Annotated in this window: 18 protein-coding genes and 1 tRNA gene; 9 read left to right on the top strand and 10 right to left on the bottom strand. The window is 59.5% G+C overall.

Going from position 1 to position 16,842, the window contains the following annotated elements:
• Positions 1–20: 20 nt before the first annotated feature.
• From cysS to K3555_RS09595, 3 genes are read left to right on the top strand one after another with little or no spacing between them, the layout of a single operon-like run.
• Positions 21–1,403 (top strand): cysteine--tRNA ligase, encoded by a 1,383-nt coding sequence (gene cysS, locus K3555_RS09605; protein WP_260008294.1) that lies wholly within the window; start codon positions 21–23, stop codon positions 1,401–1,403.
• Positions 1,403–3,037 (top strand): citramalate synthase, encoded by a 1,635-nt coding sequence (gene cimA, locus K3555_RS09600; RefSeq protein WP_260008293.1) that lies wholly within the window; start codon positions 1,403–1,405, stop codon positions 3,035–3,037. Before cysS ends, cimA begins: the two co-directional genes overlap by 1 nt.
• A complete protein-coding gene (locus K3555_RS09595; RefSeq protein WP_260008292.1) occupies positions 3,027–3,803 on the top strand; it encodes a squalene/phytoene synthase family protein in 777 nt (258 codons plus the stop codon). The genes cimA and K3555_RS09595 overlap by 11 nt, the downstream gene beginning before the upstream one ends.
• A 61-nt stretch (positions 3,804–3,864) precedes the next feature.
• Here K3555_RS09595 and K3555_RS09590 read toward each other — a convergent pair whose 3' ends face one another.
• Positions 3,865–5,082 (bottom strand): MFS transporter, encoded by a 1,218-nt coding sequence (locus K3555_RS09590; protein ID WP_260008291.1) that lies wholly within the window; start codon positions 5,080–5,082, stop codon positions 3,865–3,867.
• A gap of 95 nt (positions 5,083–5,177) precedes the next feature.
• Between K3555_RS09590 and K3555_RS09585 the strand changes: the two genes are divergently transcribed.
• Complete coding sequence (locus tag K3555_RS09585) at positions 5,178–5,837, top strand: DNA-3-methyladenine glycosylase 2 family protein (RefSeq protein ID WP_311200034.1); 660 nt, start codon at positions 5,178–5,180, stop codon at positions 5,835–5,837.
• The gene (locus tag K3555_RS09580; RefSeq protein WP_129370886.1) at positions 5,834–6,499 is read left to right on the top strand and encodes an alpha/beta hydrolase; all 666 of its coding nucleotides are present in this window, start codon (positions 5,834–5,836) and stop codon (positions 6,497–6,499) included. Before K3555_RS09585 ends, K3555_RS09580 begins: the two co-directional genes overlap by 4 nt.
• 137 nt (positions 6,500–6,636) lie before the next feature.
• On the opposite strand, the gene K3555_RS09575 is transcribed toward K3555_RS09580, so the two are convergent.
• Together K3555_RS09575 and K3555_RS09570 are read right to left on the bottom strand one after the other, a co-directional pair.
• A complete protein-coding gene (locus K3555_RS09575; protein ID WP_259992182.1) occupies positions 6,637–7,059 on the bottom strand; it encodes a VOC family protein in 423 nt (140 codons plus the stop codon).
• 12 nt (positions 7,060–7,071) lie between these two features.
• Complete coding sequence (locus K3555_RS09570) at positions 7,072–7,725, bottom strand: pseudouridine synthase (protein WP_260008290.1); 654 nt, start codon at positions 7,723–7,725, stop codon at positions 7,072–7,074.
• Between the two features lie 228 nt (positions 7,726–7,953).
• Here K3555_RS09570 and K3555_RS09565 point away from each other — a divergent pair, with 228 nt between their 5' ends.
• The gene (locus tag K3555_RS09565; RefSeq protein ID WP_129370889.1) at positions 7,954–8,538 is read left to right on the top strand and encodes an HNH endonuclease; all 585 of its coding nucleotides are present in this window, start codon (positions 7,954–7,956) and stop codon (positions 8,536–8,538) included.
• A gap of 182 nt (positions 8,539–8,720) precedes the next feature.
• Here K3555_RS09565 and K3555_RS09560 read toward each other — a convergent pair whose 3' ends face one another.
• Genes K3555_RS09560 through rocF form a run of 3 tightly spaced genes read right to left on the bottom strand, consistent with a single transcriptional unit; the run spans position 8,721 to position 11,616 of the window.
• Positions 8,721–9,767: an ornithine cyclodeaminase gene (locus tag K3555_RS09560; RefSeq protein ID WP_134829868.1), complete on the bottom strand. Its 1,047-nt coding sequence runs from the start codon at positions 9,765–9,767 to the stop codon at positions 8,721–8,723.
• Positions 9,764–10,693 (bottom strand): citrulline utilization hydrolase CtlX, encoded by a 930-nt coding sequence (gene ctlX, locus K3555_RS09555; RefSeq protein ID WP_260008288.1) that lies wholly within the window; start codon positions 10,691–10,693, stop codon positions 9,764–9,766. The genes K3555_RS09560 and ctlX overlap by 4 nt, the downstream gene beginning before the upstream one ends.
• On the bottom strand, positions 10,690–11,616 hold the full coding sequence (rocF, locus tag K3555_RS09550) for an arginase (RefSeq protein ID WP_259999586.1): 927 nt from the start codon (positions 11,614–11,616) through the stop codon (positions 10,690–10,692). Before rocF ends, ctlX begins: the two co-directional genes overlap by 4 nt.
• 112 nt (positions 11,617–11,728) lie before the next feature.
• Between rocF and K3555_RS09545 the strand changes: the two genes are divergently transcribed.
• Positions 11,729–12,154 carry an Lrp/AsnC family transcriptional regulator gene (locus K3555_RS09545; protein WP_027258961.1) on the top strand — a complete coding sequence of 142 codons (426 nt, stop codon included), beginning with the start codon at positions 11,729–11,731 and terminating at the stop codon, positions 12,152–12,154.
• 61 nt (positions 12,155–12,215) lie between these two features.
• Here K3555_RS09545 and K3555_RS09540 read toward each other — a convergent pair whose 3' ends face one another.
• Both K3555_RS09540 and K3555_RS09535 read right to left on the bottom strand, forming a co-directional pair.
• Positions 12,216–12,683 carry a disulfide bond formation protein B gene (locus K3555_RS09540; RefSeq protein WP_260008287.1) on the bottom strand — a complete coding sequence of 156 codons (468 nt, stop codon included), beginning with the start codon at positions 12,681–12,683 and terminating at the stop codon, positions 12,216–12,218.
• Positions 12,684–12,685: 2 nt separating this feature from the next.
• Positions 12,686–13,264 (bottom strand): YqaA family protein, encoded by a 579-nt coding sequence (locus tag K3555_RS09535; protein ID WP_259992612.1) that lies wholly within the window; start codon positions 13,262–13,264, stop codon positions 12,686–12,688.
• A gap of 165 nt (positions 13,265–13,429) precedes the next feature.
• Here K3555_RS09535 and K3555_RS09530 point away from each other — a divergent pair.
• Positions 13,430–13,515: transfer RNA gene (locus K3555_RS09530), tRNA-Leu, on the top strand.
• Between the two features lie 113 nt (positions 13,516–13,628).
• Here the strand turns inward: K3555_RS09530 and K3555_RS09525 are convergent.
• Both K3555_RS09525 and mtnA read right to left on the bottom strand, forming a co-directional pair.
• Positions 13,629–14,294 carry a class II aldolase/adducin family protein gene (locus tag K3555_RS09525; RefSeq protein WP_260008286.1) on the bottom strand — a complete coding sequence of 222 codons (666 nt, stop codon included), beginning with the start codon at positions 14,292–14,294 and terminating at the stop codon, positions 13,629–13,631.
• A gap of 16 nt (positions 14,295–14,310) precedes the next feature.
• Positions 14,311–15,417 (bottom strand): S-methyl-5-thioribose-1-phosphate isomerase, encoded by a 1,107-nt coding sequence (gene mtnA / locus K3555_RS09520; protein WP_260008285.1) that lies wholly within the window; start codon positions 15,415–15,417, stop codon positions 14,311–14,313.
• Positions 15,418–15,725: 308 nt separating this feature from the next.
• On the opposite strand from mtnA, the gene K3555_RS09515 reads away from it, so the two are divergent.
• Positions 15,726–16,841 carry an efflux RND transporter periplasmic adaptor subunit gene (locus K3555_RS09515; RefSeq protein ID WP_260008284.1) on the top strand — a complete coding sequence of 372 codons (1,116 nt, stop codon included), beginning with the start codon at positions 15,726–15,728 and terminating at the stop codon, positions 16,839–16,841.
• Position 16,842 lies beyond the last annotated feature (1 nt).

The following is a 16,842-nucleotide window of genomic DNA, read 5'->3' as shown; positions in this document are numbered from 1 at the left end:
GCATGGGAGAGGAACCGGGCATGGGTACCATGGACATAGAGATCAAGCTGCAGAATACGAAGACCCGCAAGAAGGAGGTCTTTGAGCCGATCAACGCCAGCAATGTGCGGATGTATGTCTGCGGTCCCACGGTCTATGACCGGGCGCATCTGGGCAATGCGCGCCCAGTGGTGGTATTTGATGTGCTTTATCGTCTACTTCGTGAGGTTTATGGAGCGGGAGAAGTGACTTACGCTCGGAACTTCACCGATGTGGACGACAAGATAAACGCGCGCGCCGCCGCAAGCGGACGTCCGATCGGTGAGATCACCGCGGAAACCACGCAGTGGTTCCTGGATGACATGGGTGAACTTGGCGCGCTGCAGCCCAACCACATGCCGCGCGCAACCGAATACATCCCGCAGATGGTGGCGATGATCGACGACCTGATCGCCAAGGGCCACGCCTATGCGGCTGAAGGTCATGTGCTGTTTGCAGTCGACAGCTGGAAAGAGTCGTACGGCAAACTGTCGGGCCGGTCGGTGGACGACATGATTGCTGGTGCGCGGGTGGAAGTGGCGCCCTACAAAAAGAACCCGATGGATTTTGTGCTGTGGAAGCCTTCCACTGATGACTTGCCAGGCTGGGACAGTCCCTGGGGTCGCGGACGGCCGGGCTGGCACATCGAATGCTCGGCGATGTCTTATGAGCTTCTGGGCGAGACCTTTGACATTCACGGCGGCGGCAATGATCTGATGTTCCCGCACCACGAGAATGAAATTGCGCAAAGCTGCTGCGCCAATGGCGACGATAGTTTTGCGCGGTATTGGCTGCACAACGAGATGCTGCAGGTCGAAGGCAAGAAGATGTCCAAGAGCCTGGGCAACTTCTTCACCGTGCGTGACCTGCTGGATCAAGGTTATCCCGGCGAGGTGATCCGGCTTGTGTTTTTGCAGACTCACTATCGCAAACCGATGGATTGGACTGACAAAAAGGCAAAAGAGGCCGAGGCGACGCTGCGCAAGTGGCGGGCGCTGACCGCGGGCATCGAACCCGCGTCCAGCGCTGCTGCCGCGGTTCTGGCGGCATTGGCGGATGACCTGAATACCGCTGGTGTCATTGCGGAGCTGCACAAGCTGGCGGCAGCTGGTGACGCAGCCGGTCTGCTGGCATCTGCCAATTTTCTGGGGCTGTTGACAGATGAGATGGGTGCGTGGGCTGCCGGACCGTCAATGGATCTCTCCGGCTATGAAGAAAGCCTGTTCAAAGCGCGTCAGAAAGCCATGGAAACGAAGGAGTTTTCTGAAGTTGATCGATTGAAGGCGGCCTTTGTTGAAGCGGGTTTGGAAGTGCGGATGAGCAAGGCAGGTGTCGAGCTGGTACCAGGTGCTGGCTTCAACCCGGCCAAGTTGGAGGGGCTGTGATGGCAAAAGAACGCCTCTATCTCTACGACACCACCTTGCGGGATGGGCAGCAGACCCAAGGGGTGCAATTCTCAACCGCAGAAAAAAAGCAGATTGCCCAGGCACTTGACGGACTTGGTGTTGATTACATCGAAGGCGGCTGGCCGGGGGCGAACCCGACCGACAGTGCGTTTTTCAACGAAGCGCCTGATACACGCGCCACGATGACCGCCTTTGGCATGACCAAACGGGCAGGACGGTCAGCGGAAAACGATGATGTTCTGGCGGCGGTGATGAATGCCGGAACGCCAGCGGTGTGTCTGGTGGGCAAGAGCCATGACTACCATGTGACCCAGGCGCTGGGGATCACTCTGGATGAGAACTTGGAAAACATCCGTGCATCGGTCGCCCATATCGTGGCGCAGGGGCGCGAGGCGTTGTTTGATGCCGAACACTTCTTTGATGGCTACAAGGATAACCCCGGTTATGCGCTTGATGCTTGCCGGGCTGCACTGGAGGCCGGGGCGCGCTGGGTGGTGCTGTGCGACACCAATGGCGGCGCCCTGCCATCGGAAGTGAAACAAATCGTTTCAGAGGTTGTTGCCGCCGGAATTCCAGGTGAGAAACTTGGCATACACACGCATAACGACACGGAAAATGCCGTGGCCTGCTCGCTCGCGGCAGTGGAGGCCGGCGCGCGCCAGATCCAGGGCACACTGAACGGCTTGGGTGAACGCTGCGGCAATGCCAACCTGACTGCGCTGATCCCGACACTGCTATTGAAGGAACCCTATGCCAGCCAGTTTGAGACAGGCGTCACCCACGAAGCTTTGGAAGGCCTAACCCGGATCAGCCGGATGCTGGACGATATCCTGAACCGCGTTCCGGTGCGGCAGGCGGCTTATGTGGGGGCCTCGGCCTTTGCCCATAAGGCGGGGCTGCACGCCAGCGCGATCCTCAAGGATCCTTCGACCTATGAACACATTGTGCCGGACAAGGTTGGCAACGCGCGGGTTATACCGATGTCGAACCAGGCCGGTCAGTCGAACCTGCGCAAGCGTTTGACCGATGCGGGCCTGAGTGTTGAGACCGGCAATCCAGCGCTGGCACTGATCTTGGAGCGGATTAAGGCGCGGGAGGCGGAGGGGTACTCCTATGACACCGCACAGGCATCGTTTGAACTGCTGGCACGCAAGGAGCTGGGGCAGCTGCCGGAATTCTTTGAAGTCAAACGCTATAAGGTCACCGTCGAACGGCGCAAAAACAAGTACAACCGGATGGTCAGCCTGTCAGAGGCGGTTGTGGTGGTTAAGGTCGATGGCGAAAAGCGGCTGTCTGTCAGTGAGTCCCTTGATGACACCGGCAGCGATCGTGGTCCGGTCAACGCGCTGGCGCGGGCATTGAGCAAGGACCTGGGGCGCTATTCTGCACAGCTGGAAGATATGCGGCTGGTGGATTTTAAAGTGCGGATCACCCAGGGCGGCACCGAGGCTGTGACGCGGGTTATTATTGACAGCGAAGACAGCCAGGGCCACCGCTGGTCCACGGTTGGCGTCAGCCCGAACATCATCGATGCGTCGTTTGAGGCGCTGCTGGACGCGATCCGCTGGAAGCTGATCCATGACGGCGGGGCCGGGCAGGCGGATGACGTTTGACGCTGATTTGACGGCCTGCGCCGAGCTGGTCCAGAAAAGCGACCCGGACCGGTTTTTGGCCACGATGGCTGCGCCAGTTCAGGCGCGGCCGTTGCTGTTTGCGCTCTATGCTTTCAATATCGAACTGGCGCGGGCGCCCTGGGCCAGCCAGGAGAGTATGATTGCCGAAATGCGGGTGCAATGGTGGCGTGATGCAGGCGCCGAGATTGCCGAAGGGGGTTCTGTCCGCCGCCACTATGCAGCCACGCCATTGGGACGGCTGCTGAAGCCGGAACTGGCTGCCTGCATCGACGGCATGGCCGAGGCGCGGCGTTGGGATATATATAAGGATCCCTTTGGGGATGAAGCTGAATTTGATAGCTACATTAACCGCACCAGCGGTTCGCTGATGTGGATGGCAGCGGCGTCACTAGGCCAGGCGGATGAAGCCGTGGTAAGGGGCTTCGCCTATGGAGCGGGTATTGCCAATTGGTTGCGCGCCATTCCGGAATTGGAGGCGCAGAAGCGTATTCCGCTGCTGGATGGCACCTTGGAAGGTGTGCAAGCTTTGGCGCGCAAAGGCTTGGAGCATTTGACTAAAGCCCGCTCAGACCGCAGCGCTGTCTCAAAACCGGCAGGCAGGGCGTTGCTGGCAGGCTGGCAGGCAGAGGCCTTTCTGAAACAGGCGCTGCAACAGCCGGAGCGGGTGGCGCAGGGGGCATTAGGGCAAAGCGAATTCCGGCGAAGAACCGGCCTGATGAGGCGTGCGGTCCTTGGCCGTTGGTAGATAGAAATCAAGGAAAAAGGCGCCTGATTGGGCGCCTTTTCTTTTATTGCGGGAGAATATGTCAGGCTTCTTTAGGGCGCATCACCAGCCACACCAGTGCGCCGCCGGCCAGCACCAGGAAGGGCGCCATCGCCATGTTCACTGCGCTCCAGCCGTCGGCCGGGTTGCCGCCCGAACAGTTCATCAGCCCGCCCGAAGCCAGCGACGCCATGGTAACTCCGCCAAAGACCAAAAGGTCATTCAGCCCCTGCATCCGGCCGCGCTCATAGCTTTCATGTGCGCCGGCCAGCATGGTTGTGGCGCCGATAAAGCCGAAATTCCAGCCCACGCCCAAAAGCACAAGCGCGATGAAGAAGTTTTCGATTTCAACGCCTTGCAGGGCAACAGCACCGGCACCGGCAAGGATCACCAGGCCTGCCGCCATAATTTTTTCCACACCGAAGCGGGCGATTAAGTGGCCAGTAAAGAAGGACGGCACATACATCGCCAGAACATGTGAGGTGACCACGTCGGCAGCATTGCCTTCGGTAAAGCCGCAGCCCACCACCGCCAGCGGCGTGGAGGTCATCACCAGGTTCATCAGCGCGTAAGAAACCATTGCGCAAATCACTGCAACAGCAATGACCGGAGTTTTCAGCAGCTCCATCCGGCTGCGGCCTTTGGGGCTGTCAGCGCTGGGGGCTGGCGGTTTGGGGATGTCGAGGAACAGAAACAATACTGCCCCCACAACGTTCACGGCAATTACCGCCAGGTAGGTGCCGAAGAACGGAATAACAAAGGCTTGGCTGGTGGCCTTTACAAGTTGCGGGCCGATAATGGCCGCTGCAAGCCCGCCTGCCATGACATAGGAGATCGCCTTGGGGCGGAACGCCTCGGACGCCGTGTCGGCTGCTGCAAAGCGGTAAAAGCCATGCGCGCTCATATAAACGCCAGTCAGCAGGCTGCCGATCAGAAAGATCGGAAAGGAGCCAAGGTACAACCCATAAGCCCCGACCAGCCCGCCCAAGGCGCCAAAGGCCGCCCCTGCGAAAAAGCCGGCCCGGCGGCCCCAGCGCTGCATGACGGCTGAGACCGGGGTGGCCGCCATCATCGACCCGGCCACGATCAGCGAGATCGGCAAGGTGGCAAAACAGGGGTTCGAGGCCAGCGACTGCCCGGCCAGGCCGCCGACGATGAAGATCATCGGCATCTGGGCGCCGAGGAGCGCCTGGGCCAGCACCAGGATGGCAACGTTTTTCTTGGCGACGGCGTCGCTGGGGGTGGTCATGCTCATGGTCATGTGGGATGCGTAGCTGTGAATATGTGCAGGAGCAAGCCAGCGGGCTGGACCTTGTGATCACGGTTTCTTTCAACCGCCGCCAATCAGGGGGTAACGTGGCGTCATATGGACAGACAATCCTGCCGGGGGCGGGACGGATTATCCAATGCGACGCCTGCGTGAGGGAGGGCGCCGAATGGCTGGCCGCGCAGGACAGCCGGTTTGCCGATGCATTGAAACTGACCGGCCCTTTGCCGCTGCGCCGCAAGCCGGACGGGTTTGCCGAACTGTTGAGCGCAATTGTCAGCCAGCAAGTGAGTGTGGCCTCCGCCAAGGCGATCTGGAACCGGATGAAGGCCGCCAGGCTCACCGGGCCGCGTAAGATACTGTGGGCCACGGATGAGGAATTGCGCGCAGCGGGCCTCAGCCGCCAAAAGATCCGCTATGCCCGTGCGCTGGCAGAGGCACGCATTGATTTCAAAGCTTTGCGTGACGTTCCGGATGCAGAAGTGATTGCACGTCTGGTCGAAGTTCCGGGGATCGGGGTTTGGACTGCTGAGATTTATGCGATGTTTTCGCTGGGCCGGGCCGATGTTTTTGCCCACGGTGATCTGGCCTTGCAGGAGGCTGCAAGGGTGCTGTTTGATCTGCCGGCCCGCCCCAAGGACCGGGAACTGCGGCAAATGGCCGAAGACTGGTCGCCCTGGCGATCGGTTGCGGCGCGCATTCTCTGGGCCTATTACCGGGTGGCGAAGGACAGGGAAGGGATCCGATGACTCGTGTACTGAATGCCGGCCGCAAAGAGCCGCTCTCCGGCGATATCCGCTCGATTGTGGTGTTCCTGCATGGCTATGGCGCCAATGGCGCCGACCTGCTGGGGCTTGCGGACCCTTTGGCTGAACATTTGCCGGATACGCTGTTTGTCGCGCCTGACGCGCCTGAGGCCTGTGCCGGCGCTCCGATGGGCTACCAGTGGTTTCCGATCCCCTGGATCGACGGCTCCTCGGAAGAGGAAAGCATGCGTGGCATGCAGGCGGCCGAGGAAGATCTGAATGCCTTCCTGAATGCGCTGATGGTGGACGAGGACGTGCTGCCGGAACAGGTGGTGCTGTTCGGGTTCAGCCAGGGCACAATGATGAGCCTGCAGATTGCTCCACGGCGCGAAGACGCGGTGGCCGGCATTGTAGCCTTTTCCGGCCGTCTGCTGGCGCCTGAACTGCTCAAGGACGAAGCCGTGTCCAAAATGCCGATCCTGCTGGTGCACGGAGATCAGGACGACGTGGTGCCGGTGCAATCCTTGCCGGAAGCGGCGGAAGCTCTGCAGGAGGCCGGTTTTCAGGATGTCTTTGCGCATATTCAAAAGGGCACTGGCCATGGCATCGCACCGGATGGCTTAAGCGTCGCCTTGGCCTTTATGCGCGATAAACTGGGGCTGTAACGCCGGATCAAAGATTTCCCGCCCTGGTGCCGCCCCATCAAAGATGAGGCGCTCCGGGCCGGGCCCGGCGGACCCGCAAAATTCTTGGCAAGAATTTTGGCCGGAAAATTCAAATTTTCCGGCGCGCTGCAGCCAATTCAAAACGCCCAGAGCTGTGGCTCGGCGATTTCAATCGAGTTTCCGGCGGGGTCGCGGAAGTAGAGGGAGCGTGCTCCGCTGGGCCAGTCGAACTCAGCCTCTATTGCAACTCCTGATGCCACCAGACGGCCGCGCATCAAAAGCAGGTCTGCCCGCGGCTGGGCAAAACATATGTGCCCCGGGCCGCTGCTGCCATGCGGCGGCACCGGCAAACGCGGATTGCCGGGCGGCTTTATGGTTTCCTGAGCGTTGAAAATCAGCAATACCGAAGTTCCGCAGCGAAAGAAGACATGCCTGTCACCGATCCGTTGAATCCGCTCAAGTCCCAGGATCCGGCCATAAAATTCTTCCGCCGCGTCCAGATCATCGGCATATAGCGCAGTTTCCAGAATGGCTTTGGGGGCAGGGGCTTGCGGTGGCATGCTGACAGAATATCAGCGCCGCCGCGGCCTGTCACTTGCCGGTGATCGCGGCGCAGATGCCTTGGGGCGGCACGGTGGTTTCTGAGAAGGTTTGGGCGGTCCTGGCACCCGGGGCGGTTCAAGGTCGTCCCACGCCCCCTGCGCCAGCCCCTCCAGCGTCCAAGCGCCGATGCTATAGCGGATCAGGCGCAGCGTCGGGTGTCCGGCCGCAGCTGTCATCCGCCTTACCTGCCGGTTGCGGCCCTCGCGGATTGTTAGTTCCATCCAGCTGTCGGCGACGGTCTTGCGCATCCGGACAGGCGGCGTGCGGGCCCAAAGGCCCGGCGGCTCATCCATCAGCCGGGCTTTGGCTGGCAGCGTCATTCCGTCTTTAAGTTCAATGCCTTCTGTAAGCAACTTGAGAGCCTCAGCGCCAGGCGTGCCCTCGACCTGGACCCAATATGTCTTGTTCATTTTATGTTTCGGATCGGTGATCCAGGACTGCAGCCGGCCGTTGTCTGTTAGCAGCATCAGCCCTTCGCTGTCCCGGTCAAGACGGCCTGCAGCATAAACACCGGGGCAGTCAATGAAATTGCTCAGCGTGGCACGGGGGCTGCCCTGGCTGCCGCGGTCGGTAAACTGGGGCAGCACATCATAAGGTTTGTTGAAGCGGATCAGGCGGGTCATGGCATGGCAATAGGCGGGCCAATCAGGCAGAGCAAGAGGGAACGCAAAACAGGCTTGTGGATAACTTTCACCGCTTTGTCACGGAATCAGCTTAGATAGATCCCGAGATATTGTGGATCATCAGGGCTTGTCAGGCGCTAACCACGAGATATAGTCAAATGAAAGCTGGGGCGGTTTCCCCGCTCTGGTTCCGGAAAACGGAAGATCAGTGCGAGGAAGACGTTCACAATGGATGGCGATTTCAGAGCAGAGTTTGTCAGATCTCCGGGGGCGCTGAAACAGCACCCGGCGCTGGTGCTGAATGCAGACTACCGGCCATTATCCTATTACCCGTTGTCCTTGTGGTCCTGGCAGGACGCGGTCAAGGCGGCCTGGCTCGACCGCGTGGCGATTGTGGCTGAGTACGACGAGGTGGTGCACAGTCCCAGCACCGAGATCCGAATACCCTCTGTGGTGGTTCTAAAAGACTATGTGAAACCTCAAAAGCGCGTGGCCTTCACGCGCTTTAATTTGTTTTTGAGGGATGAATTCCACTGCCAGTACTGTGGCAGCAAGGGCGACCTGACCTTTGACCATGTGGTGCCGCGTGCGGCCGGCGGGGTGACCAGCTGGGAAAACGTGGTGGCGGCCTGCAGCCCCTGCAACCTGAAGAAGGGTTCGAAATCGCTGCATCGGGCTGGCATGTCCTTGCGCAAACCGCCGCGCCGTCCAGGCGCAGAGGAGCTGCGCAATACCGGACGCAAGTTTCCGCCGAACCATCTGCATGACAGCTGGATGGATTTCCTTTACTGGGATACCGAATTGGACGCCTGAAGAAAAGTTTTTAAGATATTGAAAGTTAAGGTGTCCGGCCTTTTCACCTGTGTACCAGCCTACGTTAGGCGCGGTTGCTCAGATCCCCTTGAGCGTCGCCTGCAGGGCCAAAAGTGCGGTGATCAGGCGAAAAGGCCGGAGGTGCCGGCGGCCTCAGTTTAGCGGGCCGCCTTTGCATTGGGTCAGCCTTTGGCGCGCTGGAGCATACCAAACAAATCGCGCGGATCGTCCGGATCTGCGAGCATGTCCAGGTCGATGAAATAGTCCGTGCCTTTGATGCGGTCGCGAATGTAACGCAAGGCCGAGAAATCCTCGATCGCAAAGCCGACGCTGTCGAACAGCGTGATCTGCCGGTCACCGGTGCGGCCCTGTTTTTGGCCTGAAATCACCTCCCACAGCTCAGTGACGGCAAAATCCTCCGGCATTTGCTGAATTTCGCCTTCGATCCGGGTTTGCGGCGGGTATTCGACAAAGACGTCAGAGCGGCTGAGGATGCCGGCTGCCAATTCCGTTTTGCCCGGACAGTCGCCGCCAATCGCGTTGATATGCACGCCGCTGCCGACCATGTTGTCGGTCAGGATGGTGGCGTTTTGCTTGTCCGCGGTGCAGGTGGTAAGGATCTGGGCCCCTTCAATGGCTTCTTCCGGCGTTTTACAGGACACAACCTCAACCCCCAGACCTTCCAAATTCCTGGCGCATTTTGCGGTTGCCGCGGTGTCTTTGTCATAGAGGCGCACGGATTTCAGGCCGATTATCGCTTTCATCGCCAGGGTCTGGAATTCCGACTGGGCGCCATTGCCGATCATCGCCATCGTGGTTGACCCTTTTGGTGCCAGATACTTGGCAGCCATTGCTGAGGTTGCCGCGGTGCGCAAGGCGGTCAGCATGGTCATCTCGGTCAGCAGCACCGGATAGCCGGTGTAGACATCTGCCAGCAGCCCAAAGGCGGTGACAGTCTGCAGGCCTTCGGACGTGTTCTTGGGATGGCCGTTTACATATTTGAACCCATAGGCCTCGCCGTCCGAAGTTGGCATCAGCTCAATCACGCCAACATCCGAATGGCTGGCAACACGCGGGGTCTTGTCGAACAGCTCCCAGCGTTTGAAATCGTCTTCCACATAACCTGCCAGATCGCGCAGAATCTGCTCGACGCCGATGTGATGAACGAGGCGCATCATATTGTCGACGCTGACAAAAGGCACCAGTGCTTTTTCCGAAGGCTGTGTCATGCGGAAATCCTTTCACGGGGGCTGAGGTGGATGCCTGCCAGCATGCAGCGCACCGACCCGCCTGCGGTTTCTATGGTCGGAATGGTCAGGGGGAGCGGCTCTGCGCTCCTTTCGATTTCTGCAATCTGGTCCGGCCGCAATGCGTCCAGCGCCTTGGCAGAAAGTGCAAGAATGCGTTTCTTGCCAGTGAGTTCCAGCGCGTTCCCGGCAAAATTGGCGATCTGATCCTGCGTCAGATCAATCACATTGCGGCCGGTTTCCTCCAGCCGCGCGGCGACTTGGGAACGGCGCGCGGGATCAACGATCATATCGAGGCAAATCAACGCGTAGTCGGTGCCGATCCCCATCAGAACATTGGTGTGATAAACGTCGCGGCCGGCTTCATCTTTGGCTTCGAACACCATGGGTTCAAAGTTGAAATGGGTGCAAAACCGCTCCAGCAGGATCGGGTCGGCGCGATTGGATTTCACCGTGTAGGCAATGCGGCCGATGTGGTCGAGCACCATGGCCCCGGTGCCTTCCAGCGACAGCCCGTCCTGTTCCAGACCGGAGTAATCGATCACATCCTGAACCCGGTAGTCCCGCTTCAGCAGTTCGATCACATCCCAGCGCCGTTCCTTGCGCCGGTTCTCAGCGAACATCGGGTAAACAGCAACATGGCCGCCGGCATGGGTGGAAAACCAGTTGTTCGGGAAAACGCTGTCCGGTGTGTTGATGGTGGTGTCGTCAAAGACATGCACGGTAACACCAGTGCCGCGCAGGGTTTCCACGGCGCCGTCGAACTCTGCCAGTGCCTGGGCAGATGCCGTTTCAGCCGAAGTATTTGCCAGCGTTTGGAAGGCGTTATCGTCCTTTGTTTCCGGGTTTGAGCGGAAATGATGCGGCCGGATCATGACCACGGCAGAGGGGGCTTGCAGGCTGGTCACTGGTAGCTCCGTGTCGGGCGGTCAAAGACGCGGCGGCCCAGGGCCGAAGCGCAGAGATCCACCATCAAATGCGCAGTGCGTCCGCGTTCATCCAGAAACGGGTTCAATTCCACGAGATCCAAAGAGGTCATCAGCCCAGAGTCATGCAGGATTTCACAAACCAGATGCGCCTCGCGGACCGTGGCGCCACCTGGAACGGTGGTGCCAACTGCCGGGGCGACGGACGGGTCCAAGAAGTCCACGTCCAGCGAGACATGCAGCATGCCATTGGCTTGGGCGACATGTTCCAGAAACCGGTTCAGCGGGCCTGCAATGCCGTTCTCATCGATGTGGCGCATGTCATGGGTGCGGATAGAGCTGTCTTCCAGGGCAAGCCGTTCCTGGGTGTCGACAGACCGCAGGCCGATCATGCAGACATTCTCCTGCGGCACCGGGTTGGTGACATTAGGAAAGCCCTCGAACCCTTTGCGTCCAGTGAAATAACCAACAGGTGTTCCATGCAGGTTGCCGCTGTCCGATGTTTCAGGCGTGTGGAAATCGGTATGCGCGTCCAGCCACAGAACAAACAGCGGCCGGCCTGCCTTGGCAGCGTAGTTTGCGGCCCCGGCAACGGAGCCAAGCGAAAGCGAATGATCCCCGCCCAAGAACACCGGCAGACCGCACTCAAGCGCGTCTTCAGCCGCCTGTGCCAGACGTGCGGTCCAGCCGATTGTTTCATTTCGGGCAAAAACCAGCCCGTCATTGCTGTCGGGGGTATGGGACTCCGGCGTCAGGTTTCCCAGGTCTTCGACCGTGTGGCCAAGGCTTTCCAGTGCGGGTGCAAGCCCGGCAGTGCGGTAGGCGTCGGGCCCCATCAGGCAGCCGGCCCGGCGTTTTCCACTGTCCACCGGGGCGCCAATGAGGATGCAATGTTGCGATGTCACCATTTTGGCCTCTCAAAAACTTAGCTTTCATACTAAAAACCTCCGATATGTGATGGATTCCAGCACTCATTTTGTTCATAAAGGTTGGCAGTTGGTCAATTTGAGGCATGAAATGGACAAAACGGATGAGCGGCTGGTGTCGGCCCTGCGGCACAACGCACGGGCGTCGCTGTCGGACCTGGCGCTGGAGCTGAACCTGTCACGCACCACAGTGCGGGCACGGATCGAGCGGTTGCAGGCGCGGGGCGACATCCTGGGGTTTACCGTGGTGCTTAAGGAAGACGTGCTGCGGGATCCGGTCCGCGGGCTGATGCTGATCGGAATCGAAGGCCGCGGCACCAGCCGGATTACCCGGCAGCTGCAGGGGTTGCCGGAGGTGCGGGCCATTCACACGACTAATGGACGCTGGGATTTGATTGTTGAACTTGGCACCGAGACCCTGGAAACCCTGGACACGGCTTTGGCCAAGATCCGCACCTTTGAAGGGATTGTAAGCAGCGAGACAAACCTGCTGCTCGCCACTAAAAAGGACAGCTGATGCCTGGGGAGGCTGCGGGATAATCAATGGGTTATCTGCCGCACCTCAACTTTCCATAAGGTTAACCCTGCTTGCGGGCATGGTTGGCGGCTGCGACCCAAAGCAGTGCTAGACCAAAGGACGCAATGCCATTCCAGCTGGCCATTGACAGTGACAGCATTTCCCAAGGCACCTGATCGCATTGCACCAGCGGTGCGGCCATGATCTGGTCCAGCAGCTGATCCGGAGACAACCCGCCAATCGGGCCGGACGTGCAGGTGGACGGACCTTCCCACCAGCCTCGTTCAACCCCGGTGTGAAAGGCGCCTATGCCTGCTGTGGCCAGAGCCGCCAGCGCGCCCAGATAAGGCAGCAGCGCGCCCGGAATGATCAGCGCCAATACGCCGATCCCTGCGGCGGCGGCATGCGGATAGCGCTGCCAATAGCACAGTTTACAGGGCGGCATTTCGCCAATGTATTGGAACCCCAGCGCGCCCAACAGCAGCGCCGCAGAGCCGCCGGCCGCAAGGATAATCAAAAAACGATGCATTATCAGATAAACCTTACCAGTAGGAAGCCGCCAAACAGGACAAGCATGAAGGCCGTGAAAACCAGACCCAGGCGGCGCTCAATAAAGTCGCGGATTGGGGTTCCGAATTTCCAGAGAAGCCCGGCGACGATGAAAAAACGCAATGCGCGTGCGAGGATAGAGGTGGCAATGAAGGTGCCGATGGGCATACCGGTCCAGCCTGACATTATGGTTATTACTTTGTAGGGGAACGGTGTGACGCCGGCGCCTAGAACAGCCCAGAAGCCAAAATCGTTAAACCGGGTGTTGAATTCAGCGATAGCATCGCCTTTGCCCATTGCCTCCAGCACCGGCTGGCCGATGCCCTCGTAAAAGAACGCACCAATCGCATAGCCCAGCACACCGCCTGCGACCGAGGCCGCCAAGGCCACTAGCGCAATCAGCCAGGCGCGGGACGGGCGGGCCAGGATCATCGGAATCATCAGCACATCCGGCGGGATCGGAAACACGGAGCTTTCGACAAAGGCGACAGCGGCCAAACACCAAAGCGCCTTTGGATGATCGGCCAGGGCCATCGTCCGGTTGTATAGCGGTTTCAGCATCCTGCGCCCTGCATCCTCAACGGGTTTTGCAAGATGAGGTGGCATGCGCGCCGCATTCCGTCAACCTTTGCTGCCAGGTGAATTTGCCACGGGCTGATTTTTTGGCTGTAAAGTACCTTTTTGCCTCTGGACCTTGGCGTCCGGCTTGGCTAGGAAAAGGACGTTGCCCAAGTGGCGGAATGGTAGACGCAGGGGATTCAAAATCCCCCGCTGGTGACAGCGTGCCGGTTCGAGTCCGGCCTTGGGTACCAATAAAAACAAAGGCCTGCAGCGCGTTCTTGCTGCAGGCCTTTGTTCTTTTTTGCCCACTTCCATCGGCAGATTCCGCAATCACGTATTGGTCATGCTTTGCACTGATGCAACGTCAGCGGCTGTCCCTCAGACCATAATCCGCGAAGGCAGCGGTAACTCCCTCCATTTCATCTTCAGTCAGGATGTGCGGCTTGCCGATTGTGAGGCTCGCTGCATAACCTTTTGCCAACGCTTCCAATTCTCCCATCCGCCAGAGTGCACGCGGCAAGCTTTCTCCGGTGGCGACAGCACCATGATTTGCCATCAGGCAGGCACTGCGGTTTTGCAAAGAGCGGGTGATATTGTCCGACAGCTGCCGGCTGCCGAACAGCGCATAATCTGCCACCGGCACATCGTTGCCGCCAAAGGCCGCGACCATATAGTGGCAGGCAGGGATAGCCTGGCGGTTCATTGCCAGAGCGCAGCAATAGACAGGATGCGCGTGAACCACCGCGCTGACAGCGGGCTTGGCCTGCAGAATGGCCAGGTGAAAAGGCCATTCAGTCGATGGTTTCAACTGGCCGTCCGGTACTTGGCTGCCGTCCAGTGGTATCTTCACAAGATCCTTGGGCGTCATCTTTTCATAGGGCACACCGGAAGGCGTGATCAGCATCATATCGCCCGCGCGCACCGAGATATTGCCCGAAGTGCCCTGATTGATGTCCATGGCATTCATCTCCAGGCAGGCGTCGATCACTGCCTGCCGCAGCCCGCGGCTGTCCTGATAAGGAGGCTTCACGCAAAATCCTCCGGTCTCAAGCGGATCTGGCGGCGGCCATTTCCGGAAACAGCCTGGCCAGGCCGTCTTCGGAGGCTTCGCAGATCCCGCGTTCGGTGATCAGACCGGTGACCAGCCGGTTCGGGGTCACGTCAAAGGCCGGGTTGCCGCCAGGCGTGCCATCCGGGGTGACCTGAACCACGCCAATGGCGCCATCTTCGGTCTTGCCTTGAACATGGGTGATTTCACGTTCGCTGCGTTCTTCGATCGGAATTTCGGCAACGCCGTCCGCGACAGTCCAATCGATGGTCGGCGAGGGCAGGGCGACGTAGAAAGGCACACTGTTGTCCTTGGCTGCCAGCGCTTTCAAATAGGTGCCGATCTTGTTGCAGACATCGCCGCGGCGGGTGGTGCGGTCAGTGCCGGTGATCACCAAATCCACCTGGCCGTGCTGCATCAGATGGCCGCCGGCATTGTCGGTAATATAGCTGTGGCTGATGCCGTGGCTGCCCAGCTCCCAGGAGGTCAGAGCGCCCTGATTGCGCGGACGCGTCTCGTCCACCCAGACGTGGATCGGAATGCCCGCATCATGCGCTTGATACATCGGGCTGGTGGCGGTGCCCCAATCGACGGTGGCGATCCAGCCGGCGTTGCAATGGGTCAGCAGGCGGACCGGCTCGCCCGCAGGCTTATTCGCGGCGATTTTCCTGATCAGTTCCAACCCGTGCGCACCTATGCTGCGGTTGATCCCGACATCCTCGTCTGCGATCTCATGCGCCAGCACCAGCGCGGCGGCGGCGCGTTCGCCTGCTGCCAGCGGCCGCAGGTGATTGCGGCAACGATCCAGCGCCCAGCGCAGGTTGATAGCGGTGGGGCGGGTGGCGTTGAGAAAGCTCCAGGCCTGATCCATCGCTGCATCTGACGGATCCAGCCGCATCGCCAGAGCCATGCCATAAGCAGCCGTCGCACCGATCAGCGGCGCACCGCGCACCCGCATCTCAACAATTGCATCGGCAAACTCCTGCAGCGTGTTTACCTGCTGGACACGGAAGTCATGCGGCAGCCAGCGCTGATCAATGATCTGCAGCGCATCGTGATCATAATCCCACCAAAGGGAGCGGTAATGGGTGCCATTCACTTTCATCGGAGTTTCCCCTTTTTCGTTGCAGCGCAGCTGCCGGTGCCGGATTGGCCGGCAAGTTGTTTCCGGTTTCCCTGAATTGCGCCTTGCGCGCAAGGTTTCGTTGGAAAGGCCCGCTTGATTATCGCGGAGTTTCTGAGTGAAATTGTCCGGCCAGCACGCGTGCTCCTTGCAGACAGCAGCTCGCGCAGTGTTCAATAGGGTTAAGTTTTATAACGAGCGGGTGCACCGGAAAACCGGCCGCCCGGTTTATTTTCGTCAAATTGAAAGGCTCAAGGATGAAGAATTTCTGGAACAGGGGCCTGACCGGCTTGACCGGACTAGCAGCAATTGCAGCGGTTGGCCTTGTAAGTTCGGATGCGGCGTTTGCGCAGCAGGGTGCTGCACCAAAGGTTTCGGTGTCGCAGGCAGTGGTTAAACCGATCAAGGATACCTCAACCTTCATTGGCCGCGGTGAAGCGATCGACAAGGCAAACATCATGGCCCGGGTCAACGGCTACTTGGAGGAGGTGCTGGTCAAAGACGGTGCTGAGGTGGAAAAGGGCGACGTGCTGTTCCGCATCGAACGCAGCGCTTATGAGGCGGTGCTGGAAAGCCGCCGCGCCGAACTGGCCCAGGCTGAGGCCAATTTGGAGCTCGCCTCGTTGGATCTGGCCCGAAAACAGGAACTGTTCGAACGCGGTTCGGTGCCCGAGGCGGACCGGGACACCTCCCGCGCTAATGAGCTGGTGGCCGAAGCCCAGGTGCGCGCCGCTGCGGCTGCGATCAAGCAGGCGGAATTGGATCTGAGCTATACCGAAATCCACGCGCCGTTCTCGGGCCGGGTCGGCCGGGTCGAGGTCAGCATCGGCGATGTGGTCAACCCCAGTGGCGCGGCTTTGGTCAATATCGTGCGTGAAGCACCGGTTTATGTTTCCTTTTCGTTGAACGAAAAGCAGTTTGTCGAGATTTTGCAGGAGCTTCAGGCCGAAGGTATTGAACGCTCTGACACTGAAACCGCGCCGGAAGTATTCGTCGTCTTGCCAAATGGTGCCGAGCTGGAGGAAAAAGGCCGGATCGCCTTTGCCGGCAACCGGGTTGATCCAGCCACCGGCGCCGTCACCGTACGGGCGCAGTTTCAAAATGATCACCGGTTGATCCTGGACGGCGCTTTTCTGACCGTCGGCCTGCAGTCTCAGGAGGCAGTTGACCGGATCATCATCAGCCAGGCTGCGATCCAGCGCGATCAGCAGGGGCCGTTTGTTCTGGTAGTGGACGATCAGAATCAGGTGGCCCAGCGCTATATCGTCACTGGCGATGTTCAGGGCACCGGCATCATTGTGCTGGACGGTCTGACCAAGGGCGAAACCGTTGTGGTCGAAGGCCTGCAAAAGATCCGCCCCGGTGTCGAAGTGGACCCGGTCATGGCCGCACAGGCTGGAGAATAAG

The sequence above is a fragment of the Leisingera sp. M527 genome (assembly GCF_025141525.1).
In the GTDB taxonomy this organism is placed as follows: Bacteria; Pseudomonadota; Alphaproteobacteria; order Rhodobacterales; family Rhodobacteraceae; genus Leisingera.
Note: the sequence above shows the minus strand (reverse complement) of the source record. Positions and strands in the feature narration are given on the sequence as shown.

What these genes read in the sequence shown, in the direction of transcription:
- cysS (WP_260008294.1), top strand. Translation starts at nt 21, where the DNA reads ATGGGTACCATGGACATAGAGATCAAGCTGCAGAATACGAAGACCCGC.
- cimA (WP_260008293.1), top strand. Translation starts at nt 1,403, where the DNA reads ATGGCAAAAGAACGCCTCTATCTCTACGACACCACCTTGCGGGATGGG.
- K3555_RS09595 (WP_260008292.1), top strand. Translation starts at nt 3,027, where the DNA reads ATGACGTTTGACGCTGATTTGACGGCCTGCGCCGAGCTGGTCCAGAAA.
- K3555_RS09590 (WP_260008291.1), bottom strand. Translation starts at nt 5,082, where the DNA reads ATGACCATGAGCATGACCACCCCCAGCGACGCCGTCGCCAAGAAAAAC.
- K3555_RS09580 (WP_129370886.1), top strand. Translation starts at nt 5,834, where the DNA reads ATGACTCGTGTACTGAATGCCGGCCGCAAAGAGCCGCTCTCCGGCGAT.
- K3555_RS09575 (WP_259992182.1), bottom strand. Translation starts at nt 7,059, where the DNA reads ATGCCACCGCAAGCCCCTGCCCCCAAAGCCATTCTGGAAACTGCGCTA.
- K3555_RS09570 (WP_260008290.1), bottom strand. Translation starts at nt 7,725, where the DNA reads ATGACCCGCCTGATCCGCTTCAACAAACCTTATGATGTGCTGCCCCAG.
- K3555_RS09565 (WP_129370889.1), top strand. Translation starts at nt 7,954, where the DNA reads ATGGATGGCGATTTCAGAGCAGAGTTTGTCAGATCTCCGGGGGCGCTG.
- K3555_RS09560 (WP_134829868.1), bottom strand. Translation starts at nt 9,767, where the DNA reads ATGACACAGCCTTCGGAAAAAGCACTGGTGCCTTTTGTCAGCGTCGAC.
- K3555_RS09545 (WP_027258961.1), top strand. Translation starts at nt 11,729, where the DNA reads ATGGACAAAACGGATGAGCGGCTGGTGTCGGCCCTGCGGCACAACGCA.
- K3555_RS09540 (WP_260008287.1), bottom strand. Translation starts at nt 12,683, where the DNA reads ATGCATCGTTTTTTGATTATCCTTGCGGCCGGCGGCTCTGCGGCGCTG.
- K3555_RS09535 (WP_259992612.1), bottom strand. Translation starts at nt 13,264, where the DNA reads ATGCTGAAACCGCTATACAACCGGACGATGGCCCTGGCCGATCATCCA.
- mtnA (WP_260008285.1), bottom strand. Translation starts at nt 15,417, where the DNA reads ATGAAAGTGAATGGCACCCATTACCGCTCCCTTTGGTGGGATTATGAT.